Origin of the sequence: Sporosarcina sp. FSL K6-1508, assembly GCF_038007465.1 — a bacterium.
Taxonomy (GTDB): domain Bacteria; phylum Bacillota; class Bacilli; order Bacillales_A; family Planococcaceae; genus Sporosarcina; species Sporosarcina psychrophila_B.
This window is the reverse complement of the sequence record NZ_JBBOXF010000001.1, coordinates 609,736-635,058: the sequence shown is the minus strand read 5'-3', so window position 1 is coordinate 635,058 and position 25,323 is coordinate 609,736. Positions and strand designations below refer to the sequence as shown.

29 protein-coding genes and 1 other annotated feature are annotated in these 25,323 nt (G+C 41.7%); of the genes, 21 read left to right on the top strand and 8 right to left on the bottom strand.

What is annotated here, in order from left to right; genetic code table 11:
• Positions 1-78 precede the first annotated feature (78 nt).
• Positions 79-966, bottom strand: coding sequence for a DMT family transporter (locus tag MKZ11_RS02850; RefSeq protein ID WP_340792549.1), 888 nt, complete (start codon positions 964-966; stop codon positions 79-81).
• Between the two features lie 203 nt (positions 967-1,169).
• On the opposite strand from MKZ11_RS02850, the gene MKZ11_RS02845 reads away from it, so the two are divergent.
• From MKZ11_RS02845 to MKZ11_RS02830, 4 genes are all read left to right on the top strand, one after another.
• Positions 1,170-2,108 carry a carbohydrate kinase family protein gene (locus tag MKZ11_RS02845; RefSeq protein ID WP_340792548.1) on the top strand — a complete coding sequence of 313 codons (939 nt, stop codon included), beginning with the start codon at positions 1,170-1,172 and terminating at the stop codon, positions 2,106-2,108.
• Between the two features lie 264 nt (positions 2,109-2,372).
• Entirely contained in the window at positions 2,373-2,573 is a 201-nt protein-coding gene (locus MKZ11_RS02840; RefSeq protein ID WP_340792547.1) for a PLD nuclease N-terminal domain-containing protein, read from the top strand.
• On the top strand, positions 2,570-3,469 hold the full coding sequence (locus tag MKZ11_RS02835; RefSeq protein WP_340792546.1) for an ABC transporter ATP-binding protein: 900 nt from the start codon (positions 2,570-2,572) through the stop codon (positions 3,467-3,469). Before MKZ11_RS02840 ends, MKZ11_RS02835 begins: the two co-directional genes overlap by 4 nt.
• The gene (locus tag MKZ11_RS02830) at positions 3,469-4,251 is read left to right on the top strand and encodes an ABC transporter permease subunit (protein WP_340792545.1); all 783 of its coding nucleotides are present in this window, start codon (positions 3,469-3,471) and stop codon (positions 4,249-4,251) included. Before MKZ11_RS02835 ends, MKZ11_RS02830 begins: the two co-directional genes overlap by 1 nt.
• A 206-nt stretch (positions 4,252-4,457) precedes the next feature.
• Here the strand turns inward: MKZ11_RS02830 and MKZ11_RS02825 are convergent, their stop codons facing one another.
• Positions 4,458-4,706, bottom strand: coding sequence for a hypothetical protein (locus tag MKZ11_RS02825; protein WP_340792544.1), 249 nt, complete (start codon positions 4,704-4,706; stop codon positions 4,458-4,460).
• Between the two features lie 177 nt (positions 4,707-4,883).
• On the opposite strand from MKZ11_RS02825, the gene MKZ11_RS02820 reads away from it, so the two are divergent.
• Positions 4,884-5,339 (top strand): general stress protein, encoded by a 456-nt coding sequence (locus MKZ11_RS02820; protein WP_340792543.1) that lies wholly within the window; start codon positions 4,884-4,886, stop codon positions 5,337-5,339.
• A 239-nt stretch (positions 5,340-5,578) separates the two neighbouring features.
• Here MKZ11_RS02820 and MKZ11_RS02815 read toward each other — a convergent pair whose 3' ends face one another.
• Positions 5,579-5,773 (bottom strand): CsbD family protein, encoded by a 195-nt coding sequence (locus tag MKZ11_RS02815; protein ID WP_340792542.1) that lies wholly within the window; start codon positions 5,771-5,773, stop codon positions 5,579-5,581.
• A gap of 214 nt (positions 5,774-5,987) precedes the next feature.
• On the opposite strand from MKZ11_RS02815, the gene MKZ11_RS02810 reads away from it, so the two are divergent.
• Positions 5,988-6,395 carry a hypothetical protein gene (locus MKZ11_RS02810; protein WP_340792541.1) on the top strand — a complete coding sequence of 136 codons (408 nt, stop codon included), beginning with the start codon at positions 5,988-5,990 and terminating at the stop codon, positions 6,393-6,395.
• Positions 6,396-6,438: 43 nt separating this feature from the next.
• On the opposite strand, the gene MKZ11_RS02805 is transcribed toward MKZ11_RS02810, so the two are convergent.
• Positions 6,439-7,254 carry a flagellin N-terminal helical domain-containing protein gene (locus MKZ11_RS02805; protein WP_340792540.1) on the bottom strand — a complete coding sequence of 272 codons (816 nt, stop codon included), beginning with the start codon at positions 7,252-7,254 and terminating at the stop codon, positions 6,439-6,441.
• A 167-nt stretch (positions 7,255-7,421) separates the two neighbouring features.
• On the opposite strand from MKZ11_RS02805, the gene MKZ11_RS02800 reads away from it, so the two are divergent.
• From MKZ11_RS02800 to tatC, 9 genes are all read left to right on the top strand, one after another.
• Complete coding sequence (locus tag MKZ11_RS02800) at positions 7,422-8,573, top strand: betaine/proline/choline family ABC transporter ATP-binding protein (protein ID WP_340792539.1); 1,152 nt, start codon at positions 7,422-7,424, stop codon at positions 8,571-8,573.
• 12 nt (positions 8,574-8,585) lie between these two features.
• Positions 8,586-9,242 (top strand): ABC transporter permease, encoded by a 657-nt coding sequence (locus MKZ11_RS02795; protein ID WP_340792538.1) that lies wholly within the window; start codon positions 8,586-8,588, stop codon positions 9,240-9,242.
• Between the two features lie 12 nt (positions 9,243-9,254).
• A complete protein-coding gene (locus MKZ11_RS02790) occupies positions 9,255-10,169 on the top strand; it encodes an osmoprotectant ABC transporter substrate-binding protein (protein WP_340792537.1) in 915 nt (304 codons plus the stop codon).
• Positions 10,170-10,187: 18 nt separating this feature from the next.
• Complete coding sequence (locus tag MKZ11_RS02785) at positions 10,188-10,874, top strand: ABC transporter permease (RefSeq protein ID WP_340792536.1); 687 nt, start codon at positions 10,188-10,190, stop codon at positions 10,872-10,874.
• 92 nt (positions 10,875-10,966) lie between these two features.
• Positions 10,967-11,188, top strand: coding sequence for a hypothetical protein (locus tag MKZ11_RS02780; protein ID WP_340792535.1), 222 nt, complete (start codon positions 10,967-10,969; stop codon positions 11,186-11,188).
• 471 nt (positions 11,189-11,659) lie between these two features.
• Positions 11,660-12,418, top strand: coding sequence for a gluconate 2-dehydrogenase subunit 3 family protein (locus MKZ11_RS02775; RefSeq protein ID WP_340792534.1), 759 nt, complete (start codon positions 11,660-11,662; stop codon positions 12,416-12,418).
• A 14-nt stretch (positions 12,419-12,432) separates the two neighbouring features.
• On the top strand, positions 12,433-14,145 hold the full coding sequence (locus MKZ11_RS02770) for a GMC family oxidoreductase (RefSeq protein ID WP_340792533.1): 1,713 nt from the start codon (positions 12,433-12,435) through the stop codon (positions 14,143-14,145).
• Positions 14,146-14,166: 21 nt separating this feature from the next.
• Positions 14,167-14,367 (top strand): twin-arginine translocase TatA/TatE family subunit, encoded by a 201-nt coding sequence (tatA, locus tag MKZ11_RS02765; protein ID WP_179390538.1) that lies wholly within the window; start codon positions 14,167-14,169, stop codon positions 14,365-14,367.
• Positions 14,368-14,379: 12 nt separating this feature from the next.
• On the top strand, positions 14,380-15,222 hold the full coding sequence (gene tatC, locus MKZ11_RS02760; RefSeq protein WP_340792532.1) for a twin-arginine translocase subunit TatC: 843 nt from the start codon (positions 14,380-14,382) through the stop codon (positions 15,220-15,222).
• Between the two features lie 80 nt (positions 15,223-15,302).
• Here tatC and MKZ11_RS02755 read toward each other — a convergent pair whose 3' ends face one another.
• Both MKZ11_RS02755 and MKZ11_RS02750 read right to left on the bottom strand, forming a co-directional pair.
• The gene (locus tag MKZ11_RS02755) at positions 15,303-15,509 is read right to left on the bottom strand and encodes a hypothetical protein (RefSeq protein WP_340797105.1); all 207 of its coding nucleotides are present in this window, start codon (positions 15,507-15,509) and stop codon (positions 15,303-15,305) included.
• A 129-nt stretch (positions 15,510-15,638) separates the two neighbouring features.
• A complete protein-coding gene (locus MKZ11_RS02750) occupies positions 15,639-15,782 on the bottom strand; it encodes a hypothetical protein (RefSeq protein WP_340792531.1) in 144 nt (47 codons plus the stop codon).
• A gap of 168 nt (positions 15,783-15,950) precedes the next feature.
• On the opposite strand from MKZ11_RS02750, the gene MKZ11_RS02745 reads away from it, so the two are divergent.
• The 5 genes from MKZ11_RS02745 to MKZ11_RS02725 are packed head-to-tail and all read left to right on the top strand — an operon-like array spanning position 15,951 to position 20,801.
• A complete protein-coding gene (locus MKZ11_RS02745) occupies positions 15,951-17,531 on the top strand; it encodes an ABC transporter substrate-binding protein (RefSeq protein WP_340792530.1) in 1,581 nt (526 codons plus the stop codon).
• Positions 17,521-18,489: an ABC transporter permease gene (locus MKZ11_RS02740; RefSeq protein ID WP_340792529.1), complete on the top strand. Its 969-nt coding sequence runs from the start codon at positions 17,521-17,523 to the stop codon at positions 18,487-18,489. Before MKZ11_RS02745 ends, MKZ11_RS02740 begins: the two co-directional genes overlap by 11 nt.
• Positions 18,490-19,302, top strand: coding sequence for an ABC transporter permease (locus MKZ11_RS02735; RefSeq protein WP_340792528.1), 813 nt, complete (start codon positions 18,490-18,492; stop codon positions 19,300-19,302).
• The gene (locus tag MKZ11_RS02730) at positions 19,295-20,044 is read left to right on the top strand and encodes an ABC transporter ATP-binding protein (protein ID WP_340792527.1); all 750 of its coding nucleotides are present in this window, start codon (positions 19,295-19,297) and stop codon (positions 20,042-20,044) included. Before MKZ11_RS02735 ends, MKZ11_RS02730 begins: the two co-directional genes overlap by 8 nt.
• 16 nt (positions 20,045-20,060) lie before the next feature.
• On the top strand, positions 20,061-20,801 hold the full coding sequence (locus MKZ11_RS02725) for an ABC transporter ATP-binding protein (protein WP_340792526.1): 741 nt from the start codon (positions 20,061-20,063) through the stop codon (positions 20,799-20,801).
• Between the two features lie 191 nt (positions 20,802-20,992).
• Here MKZ11_RS02725 and MKZ11_RS02720 read toward each other — a convergent pair whose 3' ends face one another.
• Complete coding sequence (locus MKZ11_RS02720) at positions 20,993-22,291, bottom strand: alkaline phosphatase (protein WP_445327024.1); 1,299 nt, start codon at positions 22,289-22,291, stop codon at positions 20,993-20,995.
• Positions 22,292-22,537: 246 nt separating this feature from the next.
• A complete protein-coding gene (locus tag MKZ11_RS02715; protein WP_340796898.1) occupies positions 22,538-23,770 on the bottom strand; it encodes an MFS transporter in 1,233 nt (410 codons plus the stop codon).
• A 64-nt stretch (positions 23,771-23,834) separates the two neighbouring features.
• Positions 23,835-24,088, bottom strand: a binding site (T-box leader).
• Positions 24,089-24,682: 594 nt separating this feature from the next.
• On the opposite strand from MKZ11_RS02715, the gene MKZ11_RS02710 reads away from it, so the two are divergent.
• Complete coding sequence (locus MKZ11_RS02710) at positions 24,683-25,243, top strand: hypothetical protein (RefSeq protein WP_340792524.1); 561 nt, start codon at positions 24,683-24,685, stop codon at positions 25,241-25,243.
• Positions 25,244-25,323 lie beyond the last annotated feature (80 nt).

Genomic DNA, 25,323 nt, shown 5'->3' with positions numbered 1-25,323 from the left:
TCTCTATTTACTTATTATATCAAATGTTTCTGAGTCATAAATAAAACAGCCCACTGCAAATGCGTGGGGCTGTTTGGGTCAACGTGTGTATTTTAATCTACGTTGTGCCAAGGTGGGTAAAGTCATCCCGATTACGATAATGATGATACCGATTACTTGGAAAAATGTGAGCGCTTCGCTTAATAAGATAACTGACGCAGTGACGGCAACGGGCAGTTCCGCTGCACTTAAAATAGAAGTCATTGCTGTTCCGACTTTTGGTACCGCAATGGAGAAAAGGTAGATCGGAATAACGATCCCGAACAATCCAAGAATCAAGCCATATATCCACAAACCGCCGCCGAATAATGTCCCGTTCCAGACAATTTCTGGTGTTTGAAAAAAGAAGATGGCAATTGCAGCGAAAAACGATGTAAAGAGCAGACGCGTTTCCGTATCCATACCTTCCACTTGTCTTGAGTTAATCATAACGAAGGATGCAAAGCTGACAGCCGAAGCCATTCCCCATGCCCAGCCTTGCCAAGGAATCCCGCTAAGATCTGCATCGATGATTCCGGCTGCAAGTATGGTCCCCCCGAATAGGAATAGAAGTGAAATGACTTCAATCCGTTTAGGAAGTCGCCTTTTGGCGATGCAATCGAACAGCATCCCGACCCAGGTGAATTGGAACAACATGACAACCGCCAGAGATGCGGGCATGTATTCAATTGCCTGGCCGTAGACTGTTCCTGTCGTTGCAGTAAATAAACCCGCAAGCAGAAGTGTAACACCGCCACTGAATTTTGGGATTTTACGTCGTACAATGACGAAAATGATAAGAGCAATGAAAAAACCGACGAAGTATTGGCTTGTTACTGCTTCAGCAGCAGTAAAACCATCTTGAATCGCCAGTTTAATAATCGTTGAAAGAATTCCGTAGCAACTCGCCGCAAAGACGATAAGTAACGGATAAATCCACTGTTTCATAAGATAAATCCTCCTGTTCCATTAGATCAGTATATCACGATAAGGGAAAGGTTGACAGGTCGGAAGTCTGACGACAAGGTGACATCCGTTTTGTGGTTCTACAAAGTCATTGAAGTCAGAATTCATCTAGCATAATTCCTCCCCTTCCTGTAACGAGTATTCCATGATACGATTAAAAAAATGAAATTGCGGGGAGTTTATGAATGAGTTATACACAGAAAAAGCATGTCCTTATTTACGGTGATGCATTCGTCGATTATATAGCGGAAGACCAGTCCAATTTGACATTCACAACGTTTCTTGGCGGCGCCACGGTCAATGTGGCGGCTGGAATTGCTAGGCTTGGCGCTTCTTCCGCTTTCATTACCGTGACGGGGGATGATACGACTTCCGAATTTGTGCGGGAAGAGTTACAGAAAGAAGGCGTCGACTTGACGTTCGCGAAACTGAAAAGTGATAAACGGGTGAGCGGTGTTTATGTTCATTTGACAGAAGATAATGATCGCATTTTCCATACATATATTGATGAAACGCCTAATATTCAAGTGGAAATTGCTGATTTATTTGCTGAGGCATTTTACAATGCTTCAGCATTGCATATTTGTTCGGGCACGATGTTTCACTCAACGGCTCTACAAACTACGCGGGAAGCAGTACGTCTTGCAAAGGAGTACGGAGTGCCTTTGTCAGTTGATGCAAATATTCGCCCGTTAAGGTGGAAGAGTGAAGCGCTCTGCCGTGAGACAATCATGTCATTTGTTGAGGATACTCATCTGTTGAAACTAACGGAAGAGGAGCTTTTTTTCCTAACTGAGACAGCAACACTTGAAGATGGGCTCGCCACGCTATTGCCCTATCAGGTTCCTGTCATACTTGTCACTGCCGGAGAACTTGGCACATTCGCTGTCATTGATGGCAGCATGACACATGTAGGCGTCAAACCTGTTGTGCCTGTCGATACGACTGGAGCGGGCGATGCATTTATTGCAGGTATTCTTCGCCAAATTCATTTAAAAGGGCGTCCGAAAACGCACAATGAATGGATTGATTATATCTCCTTTGGCAATAAACTCGGGGCACTCTGTGCGACAAAACCGGGAGCACTTTCAGCGATGCCGCGGATTGAAGACATAGAAGAATAATAGAATCCTCCCAGTTTTTATGGGAGGATTTTTCTATTGCTGAAGAAATTCTGAAATATCAAATGGGGAATAAGTTATAAGGTAGAAGCTTCACGTCTAGTCTTCGACGCCTAGGAGGCTCACATGCTGAGTTCATTTATAACAGGTACTTTGCATTTTAGTTTTAAAGAAAAATTGTAATACTTCACCCGTTTGTTATATACAATATAGAACAGTATTGTTATACTGAATTTACCATTAACAAATTGAAAGGTTGTGAAGTTCATGGTTGAACTCTCTAGCATTCCGTGGAATCTCATCATGCCATTGATTGTACTTCAGTTTATTTTGATGATTATTGCGCTTGTCGACGTCATCCGTCATCAGCGGACGAACGGTCCATTTATCATGTGGATTTTCATCATCGTCCTTGGCAATTTGCTAGGACCTATTCTGTACTTCATCTTTGGGAGGCGACAAGTATGACATCTTTGCTTCAAGTGGATAATTTGACAAGAAAGTATGGCGATAGCAATGCAGTAGATGCTGTCTCGTTTGAGCTTCAGGAACATACAGCGACTGCTTTGATAGGGCCGAATGGAGCTGGGAAGACGACGACACTGTCCATGCTCGCGGGGTTAGTTTCACCGACAGACGGAACGATACAGTTTCAAGGTGCTTCAAAACAGGATATCCGTTCGATTATCGGGTTTCTTCCACAATATCCAAAGTTCTTCCCTTGGTTATCTGCAATTGAATTTACAGAAATGGCTGCAAGGCTAAGTGGGGTGGAAACAAGGCAGGCGATAATTGAAGCGAAAAAGACATTGGAGTTTGTAGGGCTAGGCGCAGCGATGAACAAGAAGACCGGTACTTTTTCCGGGGGGATGAAACAACGGCTGGGCCTTGCGCAAGCGATTGTCCATAAACCCAAGCTACTTTTGCTAGACGAGCCGGTATCTGCCCTCGATCCAGTCGGACGACGTCAAGTGATGGATTTATTGAAAGAATTGCAACAAGAAACGACGATTTTATATTCAACCCATATTTTGAATGATGCAGAAGAAATGACAGATCAGCTGCTGTTCTTGCGGCAGGGAAAACTTGTCGAACAGGGTTCGCTCGATGAAGTGCGTGCGCGCTATGCAGAACCGCGGATTGTTATAGAATTCGAAGGGATGCAAGAGTTGCATCGATTTATGGAAGCAACTAAGTGGCAAGTAACGTCAAAAGGATTACTGGCATCAATCAACGTTCAAACTGAAGAGGTTGACATGGTGTCGGTCTTGTCCATGTTGAGCACGGGACCATTTTTGGTACGAAAAGTTGAAAGGCAGACGGCAAGCCTTGAAGAAATATTCATGAAAGTGGCGGTGATCTGATGAATGGATTTCGCGTGCTAGTGCAAAAAGAATGGCGTGAAAATACTAGGAATTTTAAAGTTTTGTGGATTCCAATTGTCTTTATTATACTCGGCATGTTAGAGCCTGTAACGAATCACTTCTTGCCTGAAATCATGAAAAGTGTCGGCAATCTTCCCGAGGGAGCAGAGTTTGCATGGCCGGAGTTAAAAGGAGAAGATATTTTCCTTTCATTGCTAGGGCAATATCAATTAATCGGCATTCTTGTTATTATTTTAGCTTTCATGGGTACGATTTCAGGAGAGCGAAAAAATGGCACTGCAACATTACTCTATGTACGCCCGATGTCATTCCGAAACTACTTTTTGAGTAAGTGGATTGTTGTCAATGGTATTGTGCTCGGAAGTTTATGGCTCGGCTTTATGGGGGCGTGGTATTACATTGAAATTCTATATAATCATGTAGATGCATTACCGGTTTTTGCATTTATTGCGACATATAGTCTATGGCTAGTTTTTGTAGTCACAGTTGTCTTAGTATTAAGCGCATGGCTTCCGACAGGCGGCGTAGCGGGACTCGCGATTCTTATTACGTTGATCTATCCGATTATCGATTCACTTATCGGCGCTTATTGGACGGTATCCCCGTGGAAATTGTCGATATATGCTTCATACTGGTTCAATCCAGATTCCGAACTGTCAGGTTTGTGGATGAGTATATATCTTACGGTTATACTAATCGTTTTACTGATATTATTTGGCATCTTTATGTCAAAAAGGAATGCAGCTAAAACGACAGTCTAAATAATTTCTTTGAATAGCTAGTCTTTCAAAGTGATTACTACATGGAGCTATCGGTTAATCTGATTGTACATTGGCTTGCAGAGAACATGACAGATATGAGCATTTCCCGGGAAATGGTGACACTTATCGACATACACACTGATAAGAATGTGTATGGATTTAAAAAGCTGCACTTCATTCATATTATGAATGAAGTGCAGCTTTTTTTAACGCTTGTTAATTCCAGAGCCGGGAAATTTCTCTACACTGGATGAATTGGTTTTGGTATCGTGATGATGTTTCTCTTCCCGTTCTTCCATTTTTAAATCTTCAAGAGGAATCGAATCGACATTTTTCATATCTTCATGCATATCGTAAATACTTTCCTTATCAGTCCGGAGGTTTTCGGGATTATCCATAAATGGCCCCTCAGCATCTTTTCGGTCGCGTTCAGTAAATACTTTTTTGTTAGTCATCTAAGTCAGACTCCTTTCATCTTCAAGTTTGCCGTGGAATATTCTCCTGTCCTTATATTATTCACTCTTTTACAGAAACTAAACATCCGATCTAGTTGAGTAGTGCGTTTCTTAATGGGTTAGACGGGTACAATAAGAAACAAAGGCAATGTCATTGAAAAGGAGGAATTTTGTAAAATGGAAAACAAGGAGTATATAGGTACATTCCATTCTATTGATACAATTTTATACAAAATTACCGAACTGAAAGCGCAAGGCTATGAGGAAAGTGATATGTATGCCGTTACAAAGGCAGAAGATAATATTTCAATGCTCCGAGGACAGACAGATGCCGAACTCCTTGGTGCATCAGATGAAAATTGGTTAGATCGTTTTAAACTATTTTTGAGTGGTGAAGAACCAATTCTGAATGCTTTTTCGCGTATGGGTTTTTCAGAACAACAATCAAGGGGCTATTACGATGAAGTTAAAAGTGGTGGTATTGCGCTATTCGTTAAAAGTAAGGTACTGGATGAGATGGATAGTAGTACAGAACGTGGTCTAAGCGGAGAACAATTGGATGGGCAAGATGGAAACCAACAAATGATGGATAATGGCGGCACAGTTCCACGCCTCAACACGAGAAACTTATGAGTGACGGAAAGGCAGCTGTTTCACATTGGAAACGGCTGTCCAATTTTATTTGGTTGTTATTACAGTTTCCCGCTACTCCAAAAAATTAAAAAAGCCCCCTTCGTCTAAAAAGGAGGCCATACAATTACATAATTATAGGGAATCAAAAAATGATGCAGGATATCACGCTTACTTCTGTAACTAATTATCGTTAGTCTTCTAGTTATCACTTTTTCGATAGCTATTTATCTGTTTTAAAATTATCTATTGTTAGTATCGGAAAACTTATCTTTTAGTTCTCCGACTTTCTTTTGTGCTTCACCTTTCAATTTGTCAAACTTACCTTCGGCTTGTAGCGAAGCATCATTTGTGGCGTTGCCTATCTGATCCTTTGTTTCACCTTTAACTTTATTTACTGTCCCTTTGACTTTGTCTGAGAAACTATTGTTCGTCATTGTAAAGCCTCCCTTTTCTTCTTGTTAGGTAATAGATACCCTTATGAAAAAATCGTTAAACATAAGAGAAAAACATGAAATTTGTAGTGATTTGATATCTAGGAGTTCAAAAGACCTAATTTATTTGGCGAAAAGGTGACGAAACATGTGTACCCAACCTTCGATATATTGCGTATAATGGAGATAGAAATAAAAAGTAGTGGGAGGAGATGGAGTGATTAGAAAAGGTCGATTTGCTTTATGGAATAAGAAGGAGTTTGAACTGGCTTCTTATCAACGACAATACTATTTGCAATCGGCGGATCCTTTAGACTTGAGGAATGGATTCGTGGAGAAGAACGGAAATAAACAACTTTATATTAAGACGGTTTCTGTCAGGGAGTTAGAAGATGCGTATGAAATTATTCCATACGCAATGATTGCAGGCTACCGTTTTGCAGTAGAAGGATACAATGAAAAGACTGGGAAAGTTGCATTGGTGACAAACAATCCGTTTGTCAAAGAGCGAATTGATGTACGTCCTTATGGGAAATTTGAATACATAATAGAAATACTTCTTGAAGATGTTGTAATTGAGGAAGATCGGGTACCCATACTTGGATTTGAAGGGTTAAACACATAAAAAGGCAATTGTGCATGTCGAAAAGACAACACGATTGCCTTTTTTATTGTTTTAACAGCTGTAGTACGGACTGGGCTTGTTGCGTATGCATAGCGAGGACGTATTGACCGGCCTGAAGTAGAATATTTGCTTTCGTGAGAGCCATCATTTCCTTTGCGATGTCGACATCTCGTATGCGGGATTCGGCTGCAATTAAGTTTTCTTCCATGACAAGCGTATTGTTGTATGCATGTTCAAGTCGGTTTGTATAGGCGCCTATTCTAGAGCGTTCTGAGGATACGTTTTTAATTGCATTGTCGAGTAATTCAATTGCATCATTAGCCTTGGATTGGGTTGTGATCGATGCGTCAGACAAACCGATTGCCCTGGCACTCATATCACCAATGAAAAATTCAATTGATTGGCCGGCATTCGCCCCGGCCTGGATCTTCAATGAAGAACGTGAACCATCTAATAGCGGCAAGGTATTGAATTCAGTATCTGTTGAAATACGAGTGATTTCCTTTTTGAGTTCTACAAATTCGAGAGAGAGGGCTTCACGATCGGAATCTGTCAAAGTCCCATTGGCAGACTGGACGCTCAGTTCACGCATTCGTTGCAATATGGTATGTGTTTCATTTAGAGCACCTTCAGCTGTTTGGAATAGGGAAATACCATCTTGGATGTTGCGTCCTGCCATCGACAGACCTCGGATTTGCGCCCGCATTTTCTCGGAAATCGCTAATCCTGCTGGATCGTCTGCAGCCCTGTTTATGCGCATACCTGAAGATAATCGCTCCATCGACCGCATTACTTGATTGTTTTGCATAGTCATATTGCGGATGATGTTCATTCCTGTCGCCTGCCATTTTCCAAGCATGGTACAACCTCCCCTTTATACGTTATATCGGTGGTAATTGAGAGATATTAACAAATTAAGTTAATCATGTTTGGGAAAGAATGAAAAAGGGTACCCAATAAAAATGGGTATTTGCTTAGAATACGTAAATAGATTGTTGAAGAGTCTAATCACAGGGGGCGAAGTGGGTGCTTGAATTTAAAAATGTGTCAAAGATATATGCGGGCGGTAAAAAAGCTGTAGATAAATTAGATCTATTTATTAATGCGGGTGAATTTATTGTCTTTATCGGACCGAGCGGTTGCGGAAAGACGACAACTATGAAAATGATCAATCGGTTAGTTAAACCGACAGAGGGTAAAATATTGATCAATGGTGAAAATATTATGGAAAAGAACATCGTGCAATTGAGGCGTTCAATTGGATATGTTATTCAACAGATTGGTCTATTTCCTCATATGACCATACGTGAAAATATTGCGCTCGTCCCGCGCCTTATGAAAAAGTCGGTTGAGGAGCGTAACAGCAAGGCAGACGAGCTGATCAAACTCGTGAATATGCCTGAGGAATTTTTGGAGCGCTATCCTCATGAACTTAGCGGTGGGCAACAACAGCGTATTGGCGTGCTTCGCGCGTTAGCGGCTGATCCTCCCCTTATTCTTATGGACGAGCCATTCGGCGCGCTTGATCCGATTACTCGTGACTCGTTACAGGCAGAATTTAAACACCTTCAGAAGGCACTGGGGAAAACAATCATCTTTGTTACACACGATATGGATGAAGCCATTAAACTGGCAGATCGAATTGTAATTATGAAGGCTGGAAAGGTTGTACAGATGGGAACCCCGGACGAGATTCTTAGAAATCCTGCAAATGAATTCGTAGAAGATTTCATCGGGAAGGATCGTCTTCTGCAAGCACAGCAACATATTCAAACAGTTGGGCAAATCATGAATCCGAATCCGATTTCCATCTCAACAGGGGGAACACTTTCCGAGGCGGTTCAGCTTATGCGAGGGCGTCGGGTCGACTCACTCCTTGTTGTTGATGAAAATAATGTTCTAAAAGGTCTTTTGAACGTGGAGATGATAGACAGGGGCCGTAATATGGAAACGTCGGTCGGTGAAGTCATGTCGACGGAACTGACCGTTGTTCAAGAAGATACGCTCCTCCGTGAAGCGACACGTAATATTCTTATACGTGGACTGAAATATGTAGCCGTTGTCGATGAAGAGCGACGATTGGTCGGATTGATTACGAGAACAAACCTAGTGGACATCGTCTATGATTCCATTTGGGGAGAAGGCGATATTGAAGAGAAAACACTGGGTCAAGTGTAAGGGGGGATATAAATGAACGGACTTATTGATTTTTTCTCGCAGTATGGAAGCCAACTTGCAGTAAAGACGTGGGAACACCTATATATTTCATTTATCGCACTTTTTCTCGGCATCCTCGTCGCGGTTCCACTCGGTATACTGCTTAATAGAATTCCGAAAGTAGCTGGATTTGTGTTAGGGGTTGTCGGGGTTATCCAAACTTTTCCAAGTCTTGCGATTCTTGCATTTTTCATACCGCTTCTTGGAATCGGAAAAACGCCCGCGATTGTCGCGTTGTTTCTCTATTCAATGTTGCCAATACTTAGGAATACATTCATCGGTGTGAAAGGGGTTAATCAAGACCTCGTAGAAGCGGGGCGCGGTATGGGAATGACGGCATTCGAGCGCACGATGAACGTTGAGCTTCCGCTGGCAATCCCGGTTATTATGGCTGGCGTTAGGCTATCTGCGGTCTATCTAATCGGCTGGGCAACACTTGCCTCGTTCATAGGAGGAGGCGGTCTTGGGGATTTCATCTTTGATGGCCTAAATCTATTTCGGACGGATCTGATTATAGGCGGTGCGATACCAGTTACATTACTCGCACTTTTAGTAGACTTTTTGCTCGGTCGTTTTGAATTACTTGCTACCCCAAAAGGACTGAGGGAAAGTAGAAAAGTGGTTTCTTGAGGAGGGGAAATAATGATTGGCAAAAGTATAAAAAGAATAGTGCTTCCGATTCTGGCTGCCACTCTGTTTATGGGGGGATGTTCGCTTCCAGGTCTGGGAGGGGGCAATGACACAATTCGGATTGCAACACTTACACATACTGAAACATCGACACTTGGTCATATGATTCGGCTCATGATTGAAAAAGAAACCGATTTGAATGTTGAAATGGTGGAAAACCTGGGAACATCGATTATTCAACACCAAGCGTTGACAAATGGGCAAGTCGATATCACTGCAGCACGCTATACAGGCACCGATATGGCAAGTATTTTAGAAATAGAACCGATGTCGGATCCGGAAGAGGCAATGGCAGTTGTCCAGGAGGAGTTTGATAAACGCTTTGACCAAGTATGGTACGAATCCTATGGTTTCCAAAATACGTACGCACTCACCGTAACAGCTGCCCTCGCTGAAAAAGAAGGGCTTAAAACAGTCTCGGATGTAGAAAAAGTTGCTGATGATTTAACGCTGGGCGTGGACAATTCATGGTTGAACAGGGCGGGTGACGGTTATGAAGGATTCGTTGATACATACGGTTTTACATTTGGAGAAGCATTACCGATGTCCATTGGTCTTGTCTATCAGGCTGTAAATAGTGGCAAGATGGATGTAGTACTTGCATACAGTACGGACGGACGACTGAAAGCATTCGATTTAAAAACGCTGGAAGACGACAAGAAGTTCTTCCCGCCATATGAATGTTCACCTGTGACAAGGAAAGATGTCATTGAAAAGCATCCGGAAATTGATGGAATCCTGAAAAAACTTGCAGGTAAAATTGACGGAGAAACGATGACGCGTTTAAATTACGAGGCAGATGTCAATAAAAAGGAACCGGCAATTGTGGCAAGAGAGTTTCTGGAAGAAAACAACTACTTTAATTAAGTTACTGGGGGTGGAAGAATGGAAGTATTACAAGAACTTTGGGCATATTACACAATGAACGGCTCATACGTATGGGATCAATTCATCAGGCATTTCCTTATGTCCGCATATGGCGTCCTGTTCGCAGCCATTGTCGGAGTTCCAGTGGGGATACTCATTGCCAGGTTTGGGAAATTAAGCGGATGGGTATTATCGATAACAAATATTATCCAGACTATTCCGGCGCTTGCTATGCTCGCAGTTTTAATGCTAGCGATGGGGTTAGGGCCTAACACAGTCGTCATGAGTTTATTTTTGTATTCATTGTTGCCAATTATCAAAAACACATATACTGGCATAAAAAGTGTCGAAAAACCTGTTTTGGAGGCCGGCCGTGCAATGGGGATGACACGCAGTCAAATGCTGTTCATGGTTGAGCTTCCTCTTTCATTGTCAGTGATCATGGCAGGTCTACGGACTGCACTTGTCATTGCCATCGGAGTTGCAACAATCGGAGCTTTCATAGGTGGGGGTGGACTTGGTTCCATTATTATCCGGGGAACGAATGTGACGGATGGTGCAGCAATCATTTTGGCAGGAGCGATACCGACCGCATTAATGGCGGTAGTGGCGGACCTCTTGATGAGCTGGCTCGAACGTGTGTTATCTCCAGCAAACCGGAAAGCTGTGGCTAAGAAAACATCGGTGGCAAATCCGGCGGCGTAGAATGTTTTTTTAAAGGTAATTAACAGCGTGAATATGTACAGGATAGCTAAGAAAACAAATCCACAAATAAGCAACCTACTGGAGGAGACGGAATGATCGAAAGTTTTAATGTGAGAAAAGAAGTATTTGAAGATACACAATATGAAACATTACACTTCGAGTTAACGTTGGACGGCAAAGACTATCAAGGACATTATAAAGACGGTGAAGTGAGCTGGTTCCAAATGCAACCTGACCAGGAAAATCATGAAATGAGACTTGAAGATTTGGAAGATGAAGTGAAGAAACGTATTAAAGAATGGGAAGAGAGCTAAAATAACTAGGAAATCCTAGCGTAGGTGCATTATTGGGGTGGCCTAAGTTGTCTGGTTTATGACAGAAGGCATCCTCAAGCGCGGAAGCGTGTATTATGGATAGCCCTTATTTTGTCTAGAACGGCAGACTTTTTCAAGGTCCACTTTATACTAGGTGGTTTTTTAGTTGAAATGAATAAAGGGAGGTAGCCTTATCATAGGGCTGCCTCTTTTTTATCACTTAAAAATTGTTAAATTAACCCATATACATTTTTTGTTTGTGAAATTATAGGAGAACCATAGTGGAAAGTGTTTACACGTGAATAGCCCCTATCTTACTTCATTTTTACTAGTATATGACGGTATTAGGAAAGAAGGTAATGAAACCCATCAAATATATCAAGTTGCATTGTATAAAAATGGGTTAGAACTGGCATGCTTAATTGTAGAAATCATTATAGATTTGGATAGCAGTTCAGAGGAGGATAAAGGATGGCAGAAGATAAAAAAGGCTTATCAAGACGGGACTTTCTGAAGACAACAGGAATTGCGACCGGGGCTCTCGTAGGAGGGGGCCTCATCGGTGGTCTGGTCGGCTACAACGTCAACAAGGAAGATAAAGTTGCCGGAACGGGTGGACATAAAGGCGGAGGCGGCGAGCAAGCCGCTGTCAGTAATCGAGGTTTGATGTTCTTTACAAACATGGCAGAGTTCAGTGTTTTGTCTCAAGCAGTTGAACGGATTTTCCCGGAAGACGATCTTGGTCCTGGTGCAATTGGACTTGGGGTTCCGTATTTCATCGACAACCAATTAGCGGGCAATTACGGAAGTAACGCGAAGGAATATATGCAAGGACCGTTCCCAGCGGGTGAAGCGACGCAAGGTTACCAAAGTAGACTGACACGTGCAGAGATTTTCAAACAAGGAGTCGTAAGGATGGAAGAGGAAGCAAAGACGCGATTCGATAAAGGTTTTGTCGATCTCGAGGGAGGCCAGATGGACGAAATCATTACAGCATTCCAAAAAAATGAAGTTGATATGAAAGGCGTGTCATCTGAATTTTTCTTTAAGCTTCTTCGTCAGGCTACACTTGAAGGTGCCTACGCAGATCCAATCTATAATGGCAACGTGAACATGGATGCTTGGCGGATGAAGGAATTCCCGGGCAATCAAATGACCTATATCGCCGAAATTGAAAATGAAAAGTTTGTGAAATACGAACCGCTATCACTTAGCAGTATGGAACATTAAAGGGGGAATAGTGAATGGCAACAACATTGGATAAAGTAGATGTCGTTACAGTAGGTGTTGGATGGACAGGTGGTATCATTGCTGCTGAATGTGCAAAAGCAGGACTGAAGGTTGTCGGATTGGAACGTGGAAAGGAACGAAGTACAGTAGACTTTTCGAGGATACATGATGAGTATCGTTATGCAATGCGTTATGATCTGATGCAAGATTTATCGAAAGAAACAATTACCTTTAGGAATCACCAAAAAATGAGGGCATTACCTATGCGACAAATGGGATCTTTTCTTCTTGGGGAAGGACTCGGAGGATCGGGGACGCATTGGAATGGACAAACATGGCGATTTTTGCCTTACGATTTCGAAATCAAATCAATGACAGAAAAGAAATATGGAAAAAACAAACTATCAGCTGACTACTTACTTCAAGATTGGGGCATTACCTATGATGAGCTAGAGCCTTATTTTGACAAATTTGAAAAGACTGCGGGTTTATCAGGTGAAGCCAAAAATCCTTTCGCGGGGAAACGTTCTTCTGATTACCCAACACCACCAATGAAAAAAACACCTATCCTGAAAAAATTTGAAAAGGCAACAAGTAATCTCGGATATACACCTTTCATGTTACCATCAGCAAACTTGTCGGAGGCCTATACAAATCCAGACGGTGAATCAATATCAGCATGCCAATACTGTGGATTTTGCGAACGGTTTGGTTGTGAATACGGAGCAAAGACATCACCGGAAATTACGGTCATTCCAACAGCAAGGAAAACCGGGAAATTTGATGTCCGTTTCCATGCAAATGTTGTAGAAGTTTTGAAAAAAGGTAATAAAGTGACGGGCGTAAAGTATATCGATAACCAAACTGGAGAAGAGTATATCCAACCTGCAGAAGTTGTTGTGCTTACGAGTTATGTCATGAACAACGCAAAACTTTTAATGGTGTCAGGCATTGGGGAACAGTACAATCCACAGACGCAAAAAGGTACCCTTGGCAAAAACTATGCCTACCAAATCCTTCCTGGCGCTACAGGGTTTTTCGATGAACAGATGAATGTATTTATGGGTGCCGGATCTCTTGGTATGACAATAGATGATCTGAACGGGGATAACTTTGACCACAGTGATCTGGATTTCATTCACGGCGGGAGTATCTCCATGACTCAGACCGGTACACGCCCGATTCAGACGAACCCGGTGCCGCCAGACACACCGATCTGGGGTCCCGAGTTTAAGAAAGCCTCTATTCATAACTATACAAGGACACTTAACGTCTCAACAGAAGGGGCTTCGATGCCGCACAAAGAAAACTTTATGTCGCTCGACCCGGATTACAAAGATGCATACGGCGTTCCATTACTCCAGTTGACGTACAATTTTACTGACCAAGATCGAAATTTACACAAGTATTTAATTGAAAAGACAACTGCTATTATGCAAGAGATGGGCGCGAAGACAGTCATGGCCGGAAATCCAATTACAGATTATGATATTGTTCCGTATCAAACAACCCATAATACAGGTGGAACTATTATGGGAGCGAGCCCGGATAATAGTGTTGTCAACAATTACTTGCAACATTGGGACGCTGAAAACCTATTTGTTGTTGGCGCTGGAAACTTTGCGCATAACAGCGGCTACAATCCTACAGGAACAGTGGGTGCACTTGCTTATCGCGCAGCAGAAGGAATTCTTAAATATAGTAAAGCCGGTGGGTCACTTGTGTGAAAATGAAGGGAGACTTATGCAATGAGTTTAGCGAGTATTGGCGTACCGGGTTTAATCATCATTCTTGTTATTGTGCTCATCTTGTTCGGGCCGAAAAAGTTACCTGAAGTGGGAGCTGCGGTAGGGAAGACACTTGCTGAATTTAAGAAATCAGCAAAGGATATTATGGAAGATGAAGAACCAGTGGTCCAAAAGGAAACGAAGAAAACGGAACAACTATGAGCAGGTGAGGGTATGGATCCATATGGAGATCACAATCGAAAAATTGTCAGTCCACTTGATAAAGCCCATATTGTAATTGAGGAAGACAAAGTAGACAGCGAAATTGAAGTAAGTGCCAGTAAGACAGAAAATGAAGCGAATGAATCGGTGTTGGAAGATGATCCTACTCTTGTCGATCATCTCACAGACTTGAGAAAACAGCTCGTCAAAAGTGCGGCTGTTTTCCTTTTCTTTCTCATCGCAGTGTTTTTGAGTATCAATCTCTGGTTCCCGCATATTACCCGCGGTCATGAGCTGATCATACTTGGACCTCTCGAAGTCGTGAAGTTTTATATGTCGATTTCAACGGCTATTGCGTTCGGGCTGTCAATTCCTTTTCTCTGTCATTTTCTCTGGCAATTTGTAAAACCAGGACTTAACGAAAGAGAAGGTCGGTTTCTGAGTTTGTACTCGCCCGTCATGTTGCTACTCTTTCTTGTAGGCGTGTCATTCGGTTACTTTGTAGTTAATCCACTTAGTTATAATTTTCTTGTCTCGTTAGGGGCAGTGAATTTTAATGTAATGGTGTCGGCGCAGGAATACATCAGTTTCTTGCTTATGACGACAATGCCGATTGGAATATTATTTGAGTTGCCTATAGTTGCGCTGTTCTTGGCGGCAATCGGATTACTCACTGCGGAATCTATGAAAAAAGTACGGAAATGGTCGTATCTAGCCATCGCGATCATTTCAGCTTTGATCACACCACCGGATTTTATAAGCCAACTCATTGTTTTAATTCCAATGGTATTGCTTTACGAAGCGAGTATCTTTATCGTTTTGTATACAGAGCGGAAAAACACAGTAACGAATTAAATTCGGAGCCCTTACTGGGGTTAAAGTTTTTTAGTGAAAAAAACGCTGGCCTCCTTAGTATAGGAGGCCAGCGTTTCGGGTTAACTGAAAATATTTTGCAAAAGACCTTTTTTTCGACCCGCTGATTGTGGTGACTGAGTCGCTGAGTGAGTGTCTTTTTTGTCTCCCCGCATTGGGGTCTCTCCAAAATTATCGAATTGCTTCGAGAGTTTGTCCCTTGAATCTTTGTTTCGCATTAAGTACGCAGCGCCGAGTCCGAGTGCAGTCAAAGCCATTTTCTTTTTCATGAATAAATCCTCCTCAAAATTTATGAAGTTGCTTATTTAATGATTTCCCCCTTTTGCAGTAGGATAAACAAAAGCCCTTTATAATGAAAAATCGGCATCCCTCAATGGGATGCCGAAATCTCTGTTACTTTACGAATTGCTATGCGATTCGTTTTTTGAAGAGAATGTACCTGTGAACGATTCAACCTGTTTCATCAGTTTGTCCCTGGCGTCTTTATTTCTCATTAAATACGCTGCGCCGAGTCCAAGTGCTGCCATGGCCATTTTGTTCATAATGTAATCATCCTCCTTATTTTTTTGTTCATGATAATATGCCCGATTTGCGGGATACTAACCGTGAAATCTACAAGAAGGTTGTTTCAAACTGCGTCATGTTAGACATTGGACATGCATCTCCTTATAATTAGTTAGTAGAGAATTACATTTTTTGGGGAGGTTCTAATGTTTAAAAGAAGAATGAATTTATTTATAATTTTCATCGCCATTTTACTCGTTATTGCGGGGTGTGGAAGCAAAGGAAAAGAAACTTCCGAAGCAAAAACAAAAGAAAATCGACTCGTCTATGCGTCGGAAGCTGAATTTGAAGGATTAAATCCGCTGTTGGAAGAGACAAACCTTGATGCACTGTTATTCCGTGGTTTGATGCGATTTGACGAGAAAAATGAACCTGTCACGGATATAGCGGATTCGTTTACTATTTCTAATGATAAGCTGACGTATGCGTTTAAATTGAAAGAAGACATTACGTTTCACGATGGTGAACCACTTACTGCCGATGACGTGATCTTTACAATTGAAAGCATTTTGGATGACAACAATGCTTCGTTTTTGAAGTCGGATTTCACTGAAGTCGATTCAGTAACAAAAGTGGACGATTTTCAACTTGAAATAAAGCTGAAAAACCCGTTTACGCCTATGCTCGATAAACTGACGGCACCCATCTTGCCGAAGCATGCATTTGAAGGCGTTGACATGAGGACGGCTGAATTCAACAGCCATCCAATCGGTGCAGGCCCATATATGTTTGACAAATGGGAACGAGGTAATAGTTTAACGTTAAAAGCATATAACGATTTCTTTGGGACTAAACCTTCCATTGAAAAAGTGATTTTTAAATTTATTCCGGATAGCAATGTCCGTGCACTGCAGCTCAAATCCGGGGAAGTCGATGTCGCCTTGCTTGATCCCGTACAGGTTGAAGAGCTAGAAAAAGAAAAAAATATTAAAATTTACGATATTGAATCCGCCGATTATCGCGGAATTCTTTATAACATGAACAAAGATTTATGGAAAGATGTCGATGTGAGACGTGCATTTAGCTATGCGACGGATCGTGCTCAGATTGTCAAAGGTATCTTGAAAGGATACGGCACCGAAGCATATTCGCCGCTTCAAAAGCACGCATTTAACAATGAAAATGTAGAGCAGTACACGTACGACATTGAAAAAGCGAAAGATCTTCTAGACAGTGCAGGTTGGAAAGAAGAAAAAGACGGTTTCCGTTATAAAGGTAATGATAAATTGGCGTTCACAATTACGGTACCCGCCACAGACACGGTGCGGGTGAACATGGCCAACTACACTGCGGAAGGCTTCAAGAAAATCGGAGCCGATGTGACCGTGGCTGCACTTGACTGGAGTGCGATTGAAATTGATAAGACAGATGCATTTATCATCGCATGGGGCAGTCCTTACGATGCAGATCATCATACACATCTATTGTTCCACACTGATCAGTCTAGTTTGACGAGCTCGGGGTATAATTACGGTAGCTATTCAAATGCGAAAGTGGACGAGCTACTCGAAAAAGGTCGTTTGACGACAGATCCTGAAGAACGAAAAGCAATTTATATGGAGTTCCAAGAAGAACTTGCGAATGATCCTGCATTTGATTTCATCGCATATGAAGATGCAGTTTACGGAATTAATAAAGATTTAAGCGGCGTGAAAAAACGTATACTAGGTCATCATGGATCTGGTTTCCTCTGGAATGTTGAGGAGTGGACGTGGAATGACCGTTAAATGGATTGGGAAGCGAATGGTGATGGGGATAATCGTCCTCTTCATCGTGAGCTTCCTCTCTTTTTTCATTATGCATGCGGCTCCCGGTGATCCCGCGGCGGCTTTTTATGGGGGCAACGCCCAAACATTGAATGCGGCTGAAAAAGAACGAATCAGCCGTGTTTTTGCACTTGATCGTCCTGTCATCGCGCAGTACGGAACATGGCTCGCTGAAACAGTGAAAGGGAATTTAGGAATTTCGTATAAGGAAGGGCGTCCTGTCTCGACCATTCTTCTGGAACGGTTGCCCAATACATTACTCTTATTTGGCACGACGCTCTTTTTCATTATTATTGGTTCAATCTGGCTTGGAACCGCAGCGGGCATGAAGGCAGGATCACTGTGGGATAAAGGATTATCGACGGTCAGCATTGTGACTTCCTCAATACCGGCATTTTGGCTGGGTATTTTATTTATCTCCTTTTTCGCGGTGAAACTTGGTATTCTGCCGTCATCCGGGACGGGGGATATCGGAGACGAAGGCGGGTTTTTGGATAAACTGCGTTATCTGATCATGCCTGCAACGGTCATCATTTTTACCCACGTCGGTATTTACGCGCGCTTTCTACAAGAAAGCATTAAAGTGGAAAGTCAAAATTATTATGTGACAGTAGCACGTGCGAATGGTGTAGCAGATCAGGTCATCAGGAAAGGGATTTTGCGCAATGCCTCTATCCCCTATTTGAATTATATCGGCATGACAATTCCGTCATTTTTTGGCGGGTCAATCATCGTGGAATCACTGTTTTCATGGGCTGGGCTTGGACAACTAACCGTGAAAGCGGTAGTCACAAAAGACTTCCCTTTGTTGATGGGGAGTATTTTACTAACGGGTTTGATTGTGGTCGTAAGCCTTTTCGTTATCGACCTGATTATGTACATGCTGAATCCCAAGTTGCGGAAAGGGGACGCGCGATAAATGAAATCAAAAAAAGCATTGATTTTCTGGTGCGCTCTCCTCAGTATGATCGTAATTTTGACGGTAAGTGCAAGCTTCCTTTCATCGTATGAGCCAAATGATATGAATCTGGATGAAGTATATGTATCTCCCAGTCAAGACCATCTGTTAGGAACGGATCACCTTGGCCGTGATGTCTTTTCACGTCTATTGGAGGGCGGTAAAGTGACGCTGACTGTTGCGAGTGTATCCGTACTTTTATCGCTCGTTGTCGGTGTACTGTACGGTGCAATTAGCGGTTATGTTGGCGGCTTCTTGGATACTGTTATGATGCGGTTTCTCGAAGCGCTCATTACGATACCGTCACTTATCATCATCTTAGCGTTTCAGGCATTCATGCAGGGTGGGATATGGAGTATGGCACTCATTATCGGCGTAACTGGATGGCTTGTTACCGCTCGTATCGTCCGCTCTGAATTTCTGCGATTGAAGGAAGCGGAGTTTGTGAAAATGGCGAAAATGTTTGGAACGCCAATTTGGAAAATCCTTTTTGGACATATACTACGCAATAGTATTCCTGCCATTTTCGTTGTTACACTGTTCAATTTTGCAGGAGCCATATTCATCGAAGTGTCGCTCAGTTTCCTTGGAATCGGTGTACCACCGGCAATTCCGTCATGGGGTAATATGCTATACTACGCACAAAATGATATTCTGATCGGTGCTTGGTGGATTGGTCTATTTCCTGGAATCATGATATTTATTACAATTCTTGCGATTAACTTTATCGGAGAAGCGTTGAAGGATCCGAAACGGAGGCGTTTAGATGCTTAAGGTCAATCAATTATCAATTGAAATCGATGGACATCCAGTTGTGCATAATAGCTCATTTTTTATCCCAAGTGGGAGGATTACATCGATTATTGGTGAAAGCGGTAGCGGTAAAAGTATGACGATTTCCGCGTTGCTTGGGATTTTACCGCTAAGAGCGAAAGCAACAGGACAAGCTATGTTTAACGAAAAGAACCTAATTACCGTTTCGGAAAAAGAAATGAAAGAAATACGGAAAACACAACTATTCACAATTTTTCAGGATGCAGCGAACAGTTTTAACCCATCCGTGAAAATGAGGCATCAGCTTTATGAGTTTTCTGGAAGACGAACAGGAGATGCTGTGCAACAATTTCTAGGGAAGATTGGCACCATTTTAGACAGCCTGGGCCTTTCAGTGGAAATCATGGAACATTATCCATTTGAATTATCGGGGGGGATGTTGCAGCGATGTATGATTGCTTGTGCATTGTATGTAGAACCAACCCTTTTAATTGCCGATGAACCGACGTCCGCTCTTGATATGATGTTGCAAAAGGAATTCATCGGACTGTTGAAGCGCCTGAATGAAGAGCAGGGAACCACGATTCTTCTTGTTACCCACGACTTGGATATCGTCGCGGAAGTGGCTCATGAAATGATTGTCATGCGACAAGGGGAAGTTGTGGAGGCGGGTACTGTGAAGACGGTGTTTGAACGACCCGAGCATCCGTATACGAAGCGATTGCTGGAAAGTCGGTTTTAGGGGAGGAGGGATAGTCGTGTTAACGGTAGAAAAGGTGTCGAAAAGTTACCGAAGTAGCGGGAAAGTGAAGCAGGCAATATGCGGGATAAATCTGTCGATCGGCGAAGGTGAAATCGTTGGACTCGTTGGAGAAAGCGGTAGCGGAAAAAGTACGCTTTCACGTATTATTATGCAACTTGAAGCGGTTGATGAGGGTGTAGTTTCATTCAACGGGTTGCCTGTTACTAAGGTATTAAGAAAAGCGTTTTACGAAGAGTGCCAACTTGTTTTTCAAAATGCCTCAGCTGCCCTCAACCCTTTATGGAGCGTTCGTCAGATTTTAATGGAGCCTCTTCGGACTATGAAGGGTGATCGGGATGCGTATATACGCGCTATGCTCGAAAAGGTGAAGCTAGCGGAAGCGCACTTACATAGGTATCCTTCTGAGCTAAGCGGCGGAGAGAGACAGCGTGTAAACTTGCTGCGATCGATTCTCGTCAGTCCAAAACTAGTAATCTGTGATGAAATTGTCTCGAATCTTGATCGATTAACCCAGAGAGAAATCATTGATTTACTGATTGAACTCAACCGAGATAGTGGTATGGCGATCCTTTTCATTGCCCATGATTTACAAGTCGTTTCTTATATGTGTGAACGAGTGTATGTCATGAAAGATGGAGAAATTGTAGACGAGAGTGTGAAAAGTGAAGGTGAATTTAAGTTTACGCATCCCTATTCAAAAATGCTTTTTGGAGCGGGGCTTGGAACTAGTGTTTAAATAAGAAATAAGTTGAAATCCAGGAGGTGTTTCCTGGATTTTTTGTCGTGTGTAACGAGCATAATTGTTGTTTTTTCTTTATTCTTTTACTAATGAAGAAATTGAAAATGAAAATAGGACGCCTGCCAAATAGAAAAGAACCCGCTACTTTTTGGAAGCGACGGGTTCTAACCATTATTTCTTTACACTGTTTACTTTTTACTTGCTTCTATAATGTCAAATATAATTTGTGCATGGTCTGTATTATCTAATAACCCGGCAAAACGATCACTAGATGGACCGAACGCATATACAGGCACGTCTTCACCGGTATGTCCGCCCGTTGTCCAACCTGTATAGGAACGCTTATCAAAAATCAGTTTGATTTCATTATTGATAGCACTCTCATCTTCGCCAGCGGCTTTAACAGATTCAATTTCAGTTTCTGTCAGTGGTAATAGATCTTGATCAATATAGCTTTTTAAAGTTTGCTCTACATCTGCACCAGTGGCAATTTCATTTGCCATGAAGGAAGGTGTGCGTTTTGCTGCTTTGATTGTATCAGTGAGCCAGTTATAATTACCATCCGCGCCTATAGAAAATCCACCTGTTGAATGGTCAGCAGTTGCTACGACTAGTGTATGCTTATCTTTTTCTGCAAACTCAATGGCTGCTTTAAAGGCTTTTTCAAAGTCTTCCATCTCGCTCATGGCACCAACAATGTCATTGTCATGGCCGGCCCAGTCAATTTGGCTTCCTTCAATCATCAGGAAGAAACCATTGTCATTTTTACGTAAGCGGTCGATTGCAGAAGTAGTCATTTCTTCAAGTGATGGAGTATCTTCCGGGCTATCAATCATTTTAGGAAGACCGCCATTGGCAAACAATCCAAGAATTTGGTCGTTTTTATCATTTAAGAGTTCTGTTTTAGTGGTTACATAGCTAAATCCATCTTTTTTAAAGGACTCCGTGAGATTGACGTCTGAGCGCTCGAAGTTTGATTTCCCTCCGCCTAGAAGGACATCGATTTTATGCTCGCCGTTGATTAATTCATTGTAATAATCATCGGCAATGGCATCCATATTTTTTCGACTTTCATTGTGAGCACCGAATGCAGCAGGTGTTGCATGGGTAATTTCTGAGGTAGCAACTAGCCCAGTCGATTTGCCTGCTTCTTTCGCAGCCTCCAAGACAGTTTTCACATTTGACTTGTCGTTGTCCACGGCAATCGCAGAGTTGTATGTTTTTACGCCAGCAGACATTGCAGTTGCTGCAGATGCCGAGTCTGTTATTGTTTGCTCAGGATCTTCAGGATAAGTCATTTGCTGACCAACAAGATACTTGTCAAATGCTGTTTTTTCGACAACAGGCGTAGTGGGATCGTCTTTCAAGTAACGATAAGCCGAAGTGTAAGAAACGCCCATTCCGTCACCAATGAGGAAAATCACATTTTTGATTTCAGCATTGTTGTTGAGTTCGGTTTCATTTGCCTGAACGCGTGGATTAGTGATTGTCCCACCCCAACTTGCAACCAAAACTGTAGAAAGAACTGCGATGGGGAGAACCTTTTTAAAAAACTGCTTTTTCACCAATGTAAAACCTCCTAGTTTTTCTGCTATCAAAGGTAACTATAAGGTGAAATTGTTAATCTAGTGTATTGAAAATGTAAATTAGTATTAATAGTATGTTAAGAATTGAAAAGGATATTCGGCTACCCTGGTAAGGCATCTGCGCCCTGTTTATGCATCGTATTCAATCTACAGAGGGGGGGAATAAAGTTTTGCCTTTGAAGGTTGGCTGTTAAAGATGAATAGTGTAGTGGATATCAACAACATCGCAAATGTCCCTGCAATGACAACATATTGAATAGAAATGAGTTGAGCTGCCACGCCAGCTATGGTCGTTGCAAGTATGATTAAAACAGCTTCCATTAATCCGTAAATACTTCCAACTCTCCCCATTACATCGACGGGAATATTGTTTTGATAGAAGGTATGAAAGCCCGTATTCGCAAAGGCGAGAGAAAAGGAAAGAATGAAAAACCCAATAGCTGCCATGAAAAAGATAGTGGAAAAAGCGTAAACAATATAGCCGACAGAAACGAATAGGGAGCCTAAACCAATTAACAAAGAAGTCGATGATTTAGTGGCAATCATCGCATTAATAAGTGCGCCCATTACGATCCCAGCCCCCGCTATGCTGACTAAAAAACTATATTCACTATCCGATAAAGAAAGGACCTCTTTAGCAAATGCGACTTCAAGTGAGTCAATAGCTGTAGCCATGACCATCACACAGCCAAAAAGGAAGTAAATGAACATGATATAGGCGTAGCGACGACTAAAATTCAATACAAGAGTCCAATCTTTCTTCACTACTTTAAAAGATAATTTTTCATCTGTACTATTAAACCGTATGTGTTTTTCGAGGTTGGGCATCATCATAGTGACTAATCCTGATAATAATAAAGCAATGGCGTTCATGTAAATGGCAAAAATGGGTGTGCCGATGATAAATAACAATCCCGCTATAGCTGGCCCAATTAGAAAGCCTCCAGAATCGAGTAAACTGCGTAATGAATTAAATCGTTTTCTATCCTCAGTGGGAATTAGTTTTGTAATATAAGTCATAGATGTCGGGTCAAACATAGAGCGTGCTATATTAATCAAAAAAACGACTAGATAGATTGACCAAAGAGAAGAAAGAAAAGATAAGGTAGCGATAAATACCGCACTAAACAAGTTAAGAGTGACCATTAAATTACGTTTATTTAACCGGTCTATTACGCTACCCGACCAAAAATTTGTACATAATGTAGCCAAAGGTTTAAGAATATAAAGGACAGCCACTGCAAGCGGAGAACCTGTTTTCTCAAGGATAATCAAATTAAGCGCAATTAAATAAATCCAGGCGCCCACATTAGAAATGCCAATTCCAGCTAACAACATTAAAGGATATTTCCAAGATTCAACTACGTTCCCAAGCCTCATTTGATTTTCCTCCCTATCATTCATTTTTTGACAATAAAAAAATCCCACCCCCAAGACCTTAAGTCTTGAGGACGAGATTGTATCAATCGTGGTGCCACCCCAGTTTATTACGATGTTTCCATCGTAACCTTATCAGGTACGGCAAATAGATGCGTATACCCTGGCTCTATAACAGGAGCACCTGTCACTCTATCCCCATTGCTGGTTCCGAAGTGATGCTCAGAGACTTGTTTCGATAACGCATTCTTACTCCTTTTCAGCAACCGGAGCTCTCTGCAAAGAATGGACGTTAGCTACTCTTCTCTTCAACGCATTTGATTTTAAAAGATAATAACATTTGTAGCATGAATTGTAAACGGTAATTCTCTTAAGGGCATCTGGTATATTCCTGCAAAATATGTCTCAAAAATCTATGATGGAAGAACAGGCTCTCAAGAAAATCACCCAATTTATAGCAGTTTGAAAACTATGGCGGTAATTTACAAGTGGTTGGAAATAGAGGATAATTAAGGTGGGTGGCATTTTGCCTTTCTAATGAGGATGTAACGTATGCCTTATCCCCAACCCTTTTAATAATAGTCTTGCAGTAGAGCAGGTATAGCATACATGGTTGACACTAAATAAACAGTAAACTGCTAGATGGAAACCGATAATGGGAAAGTACATCTGCTTACTTATTGTCATGCTCAGTCTTTTTACCATAGTGGTAGGCATAGAATTACTTATACCTTTTATATACTTTAACATCACAAAGATTACCGACGGAGAATTTTCTACATTGGTGGACAATCCAAGTATCAATGTGCTGACTGGAAGTATTGTATTTTGGGCTTCAACGCTGTTAACTACGATGGTTGGCCATGCGCTACTAAGCAGAAAGAGTAAGAATGAAAAGACTTTGGGGGAATTTAAATGCAAAGAAGTTATGAGTCTAGGCATATATTTATGGTAATTGCCATTGGCATACTACTTTTATCACCTATATTTATAATGGTTCTTCCCTTGTTTGTTGCAAATACTTTGTACTTCACGGCTGGTAATTGGTATGTATTGGTATCAGGTGCGATTTATATTGTCTACAGCATTGGATTCCTATTTTTAATCTTATCGGCAATGATTCTCTCGTTACTAGATAGCAGCAAAGTTTCGATATACATTAGCATTGCGTGTCTAATTTTGAGTGGATTTTTCTTTTTAATTGCTTCGAAAAATTATATCTCTCTAGGAGATGATTCAATTTCCTATAGAGAGATGTTTTCGAAAGAAAACCATTCCTATTCTTGGGACGAAATAGAACGAGTAGTTTACTATGAAGTACCTCGAGGTGGGGGGTTCCCTCAATATGAATTTTATTTCGATGATGGGGAAAAGTTTGTTTTGGCTGAAAATGGTATTGTAGAAAGACTAAGAATTGTTATATACAATAGGTTAAGTCAAGTGGACATTGAGATAGAAAATGCAAATAATAATTAAACCATTTTTCTTCAAAAAGTGAATAAAGGACGTAAGGGATGAGTGTTGAATGTAGTGATCCTGAGTTCACCATTCAATGA

What these genes read in the sequence shown, in the direction of transcription:
- MKZ11_RS02850 (WP_340792549.1), bottom strand. Translation starts at nt 966, where the DNA reads ATGAAACAGTGGATTTATCCGTTACTTATCGTCTTTGCGGCGAGTTGC.
- MKZ11_RS02845 (WP_340792548.1), top strand. Translation starts at nt 1,170, where the DNA reads ATGAGTTATACACAGAAAAAGCATGTCCTTATTTACGGTGATGCATTC.
- MKZ11_RS02840 (WP_340792547.1), top strand. Translation starts at nt 2,373, where the DNA reads ATGGTTGAACTCTCTAGCATTCCGTGGAATCTCATCATGCCATTGATT.
- MKZ11_RS02835 (WP_340792546.1), top strand. Translation starts at nt 2,570, where the DNA reads ATGACATCTTTGCTTCAAGTGGATAATTTGACAAGAAAGTATGGCGAT.
- MKZ11_RS02830 (WP_340792545.1), top strand. Translation starts at nt 3,469, where the DNA reads ATGAATGGATTTCGCGTGCTAGTGCAAAAAGAATGGCGTGAAAATACT.
- MKZ11_RS02825 (WP_340792544.1), bottom strand. Translation starts at nt 4,706, where the DNA reads ATGACTAACAAAAAAGTATTTACTGAACGCGACCGAAAAGATGCTGAG.
- MKZ11_RS02820 (WP_340792543.1), top strand. Translation starts at nt 4,884, where the DNA reads ATGGAAAACAAGGAGTATATAGGTACATTCCATTCTATTGATACAATT.
- MKZ11_RS02815 (WP_340792542.1), bottom strand. Translation starts at nt 5,773, where the DNA reads ATGACGAACAATAGTTTCTCAGACAAAGTCAAAGGGACAGTAAATAAA.
- MKZ11_RS02805 (WP_340792540.1), bottom strand. Translation starts at nt 7,254, where the DNA reads ATGCTTGGAAAATGGCAGGCGACAGGAATGAACATCATCCGCAATATG.
- MKZ11_RS02795 (WP_340792538.1), top strand. Translation starts at nt 8,586, where the DNA reads ATGAACGGACTTATTGATTTTTTCTCGCAGTATGGAAGCCAACTTGCA.
- MKZ11_RS02790 (WP_340792537.1), top strand. Translation starts at nt 9,255, where the DNA reads ATGATTGGCAAAAGTATAAAAAGAATAGTGCTTCCGATTCTGGCTGCC.
- MKZ11_RS02785 (WP_340792536.1), top strand. Translation starts at nt 10,188, where the DNA reads ATGGAAGTATTACAAGAACTTTGGGCATATTACACAATGAACGGCTCA.
- MKZ11_RS02780 (WP_340792535.1), top strand. Translation starts at nt 10,967, where the DNA reads ATGATCGAAAGTTTTAATGTGAGAAAAGAAGTATTTGAAGATACACAA.
- MKZ11_RS02775 (WP_340792534.1), top strand. Translation starts at nt 11,660, where the DNA reads ATGGCAGAAGATAAAAAAGGCTTATCAAGACGGGACTTTCTGAAGACA.
- MKZ11_RS02770 (WP_340792533.1), top strand. Translation starts at nt 12,433, where the DNA reads ATGGCAACAACATTGGATAAAGTAGATGTCGTTACAGTAGGTGTTGGA.
- tatA (WP_179390538.1), top strand. Translation starts at nt 14,167, where the DNA reads ATGAGTTTAGCGAGTATTGGCGTACCGGGTTTAATCATCATTCTTGTT.
- tatC (WP_340792532.1), top strand. Translation starts at nt 14,380, where the DNA reads ATGGATCCATATGGAGATCACAATCGAAAAATTGTCAGTCCACTTGAT.
- MKZ11_RS02755 (WP_340797105.1), bottom strand. Translation starts at nt 15,509, where the DNA reads ATGAAAAAGAAAATGGCTTTGACTGCACTCGGACTCGGCGCTGCGTAC.
- MKZ11_RS02750 (WP_340792531.1), bottom strand. Translation starts at nt 15,782, where the DNA reads ATGAACAAAATGGCCATGGCAGCACTTGGACTCGGCGCAGCGTATTTA.
- MKZ11_RS02745 (WP_340792530.1), top strand. Translation starts at nt 15,951, where the DNA reads ATGTTTAAAAGAAGAATGAATTTATTTATAATTTTCATCGCCATTTTA.
- MKZ11_RS02740 (WP_340792529.1), top strand. Translation starts at nt 17,521, where the DNA reads ATGACCGTTAAATGGATTGGGAAGCGAATGGTGATGGGGATAATCGTC.
- MKZ11_RS02735 (WP_340792528.1), top strand. Translation starts at nt 18,490, where the DNA reads ATGAAATCAAAAAAAGCATTGATTTTCTGGTGCGCTCTCCTCAGTATG.
- MKZ11_RS02730 (WP_340792527.1), top strand. Translation starts at nt 19,295, where the DNA reads ATGCTTAAGGTCAATCAATTATCAATTGAAATCGATGGACATCCAGTT.
- MKZ11_RS02715 (WP_340796898.1), bottom strand. Translation starts at nt 23,770, where the DNA reads ATGAGGCTTGGGAACGTAGTTGAATCTTGGAAATATCCTTTAATGTTG.
- MKZ11_RS02710 (WP_340792524.1), top strand. Translation starts at nt 24,683, where the DNA reads ATGCAAAGAAGTTATGAGTCTAGGCATATATTTATGGTAATTGCCATT.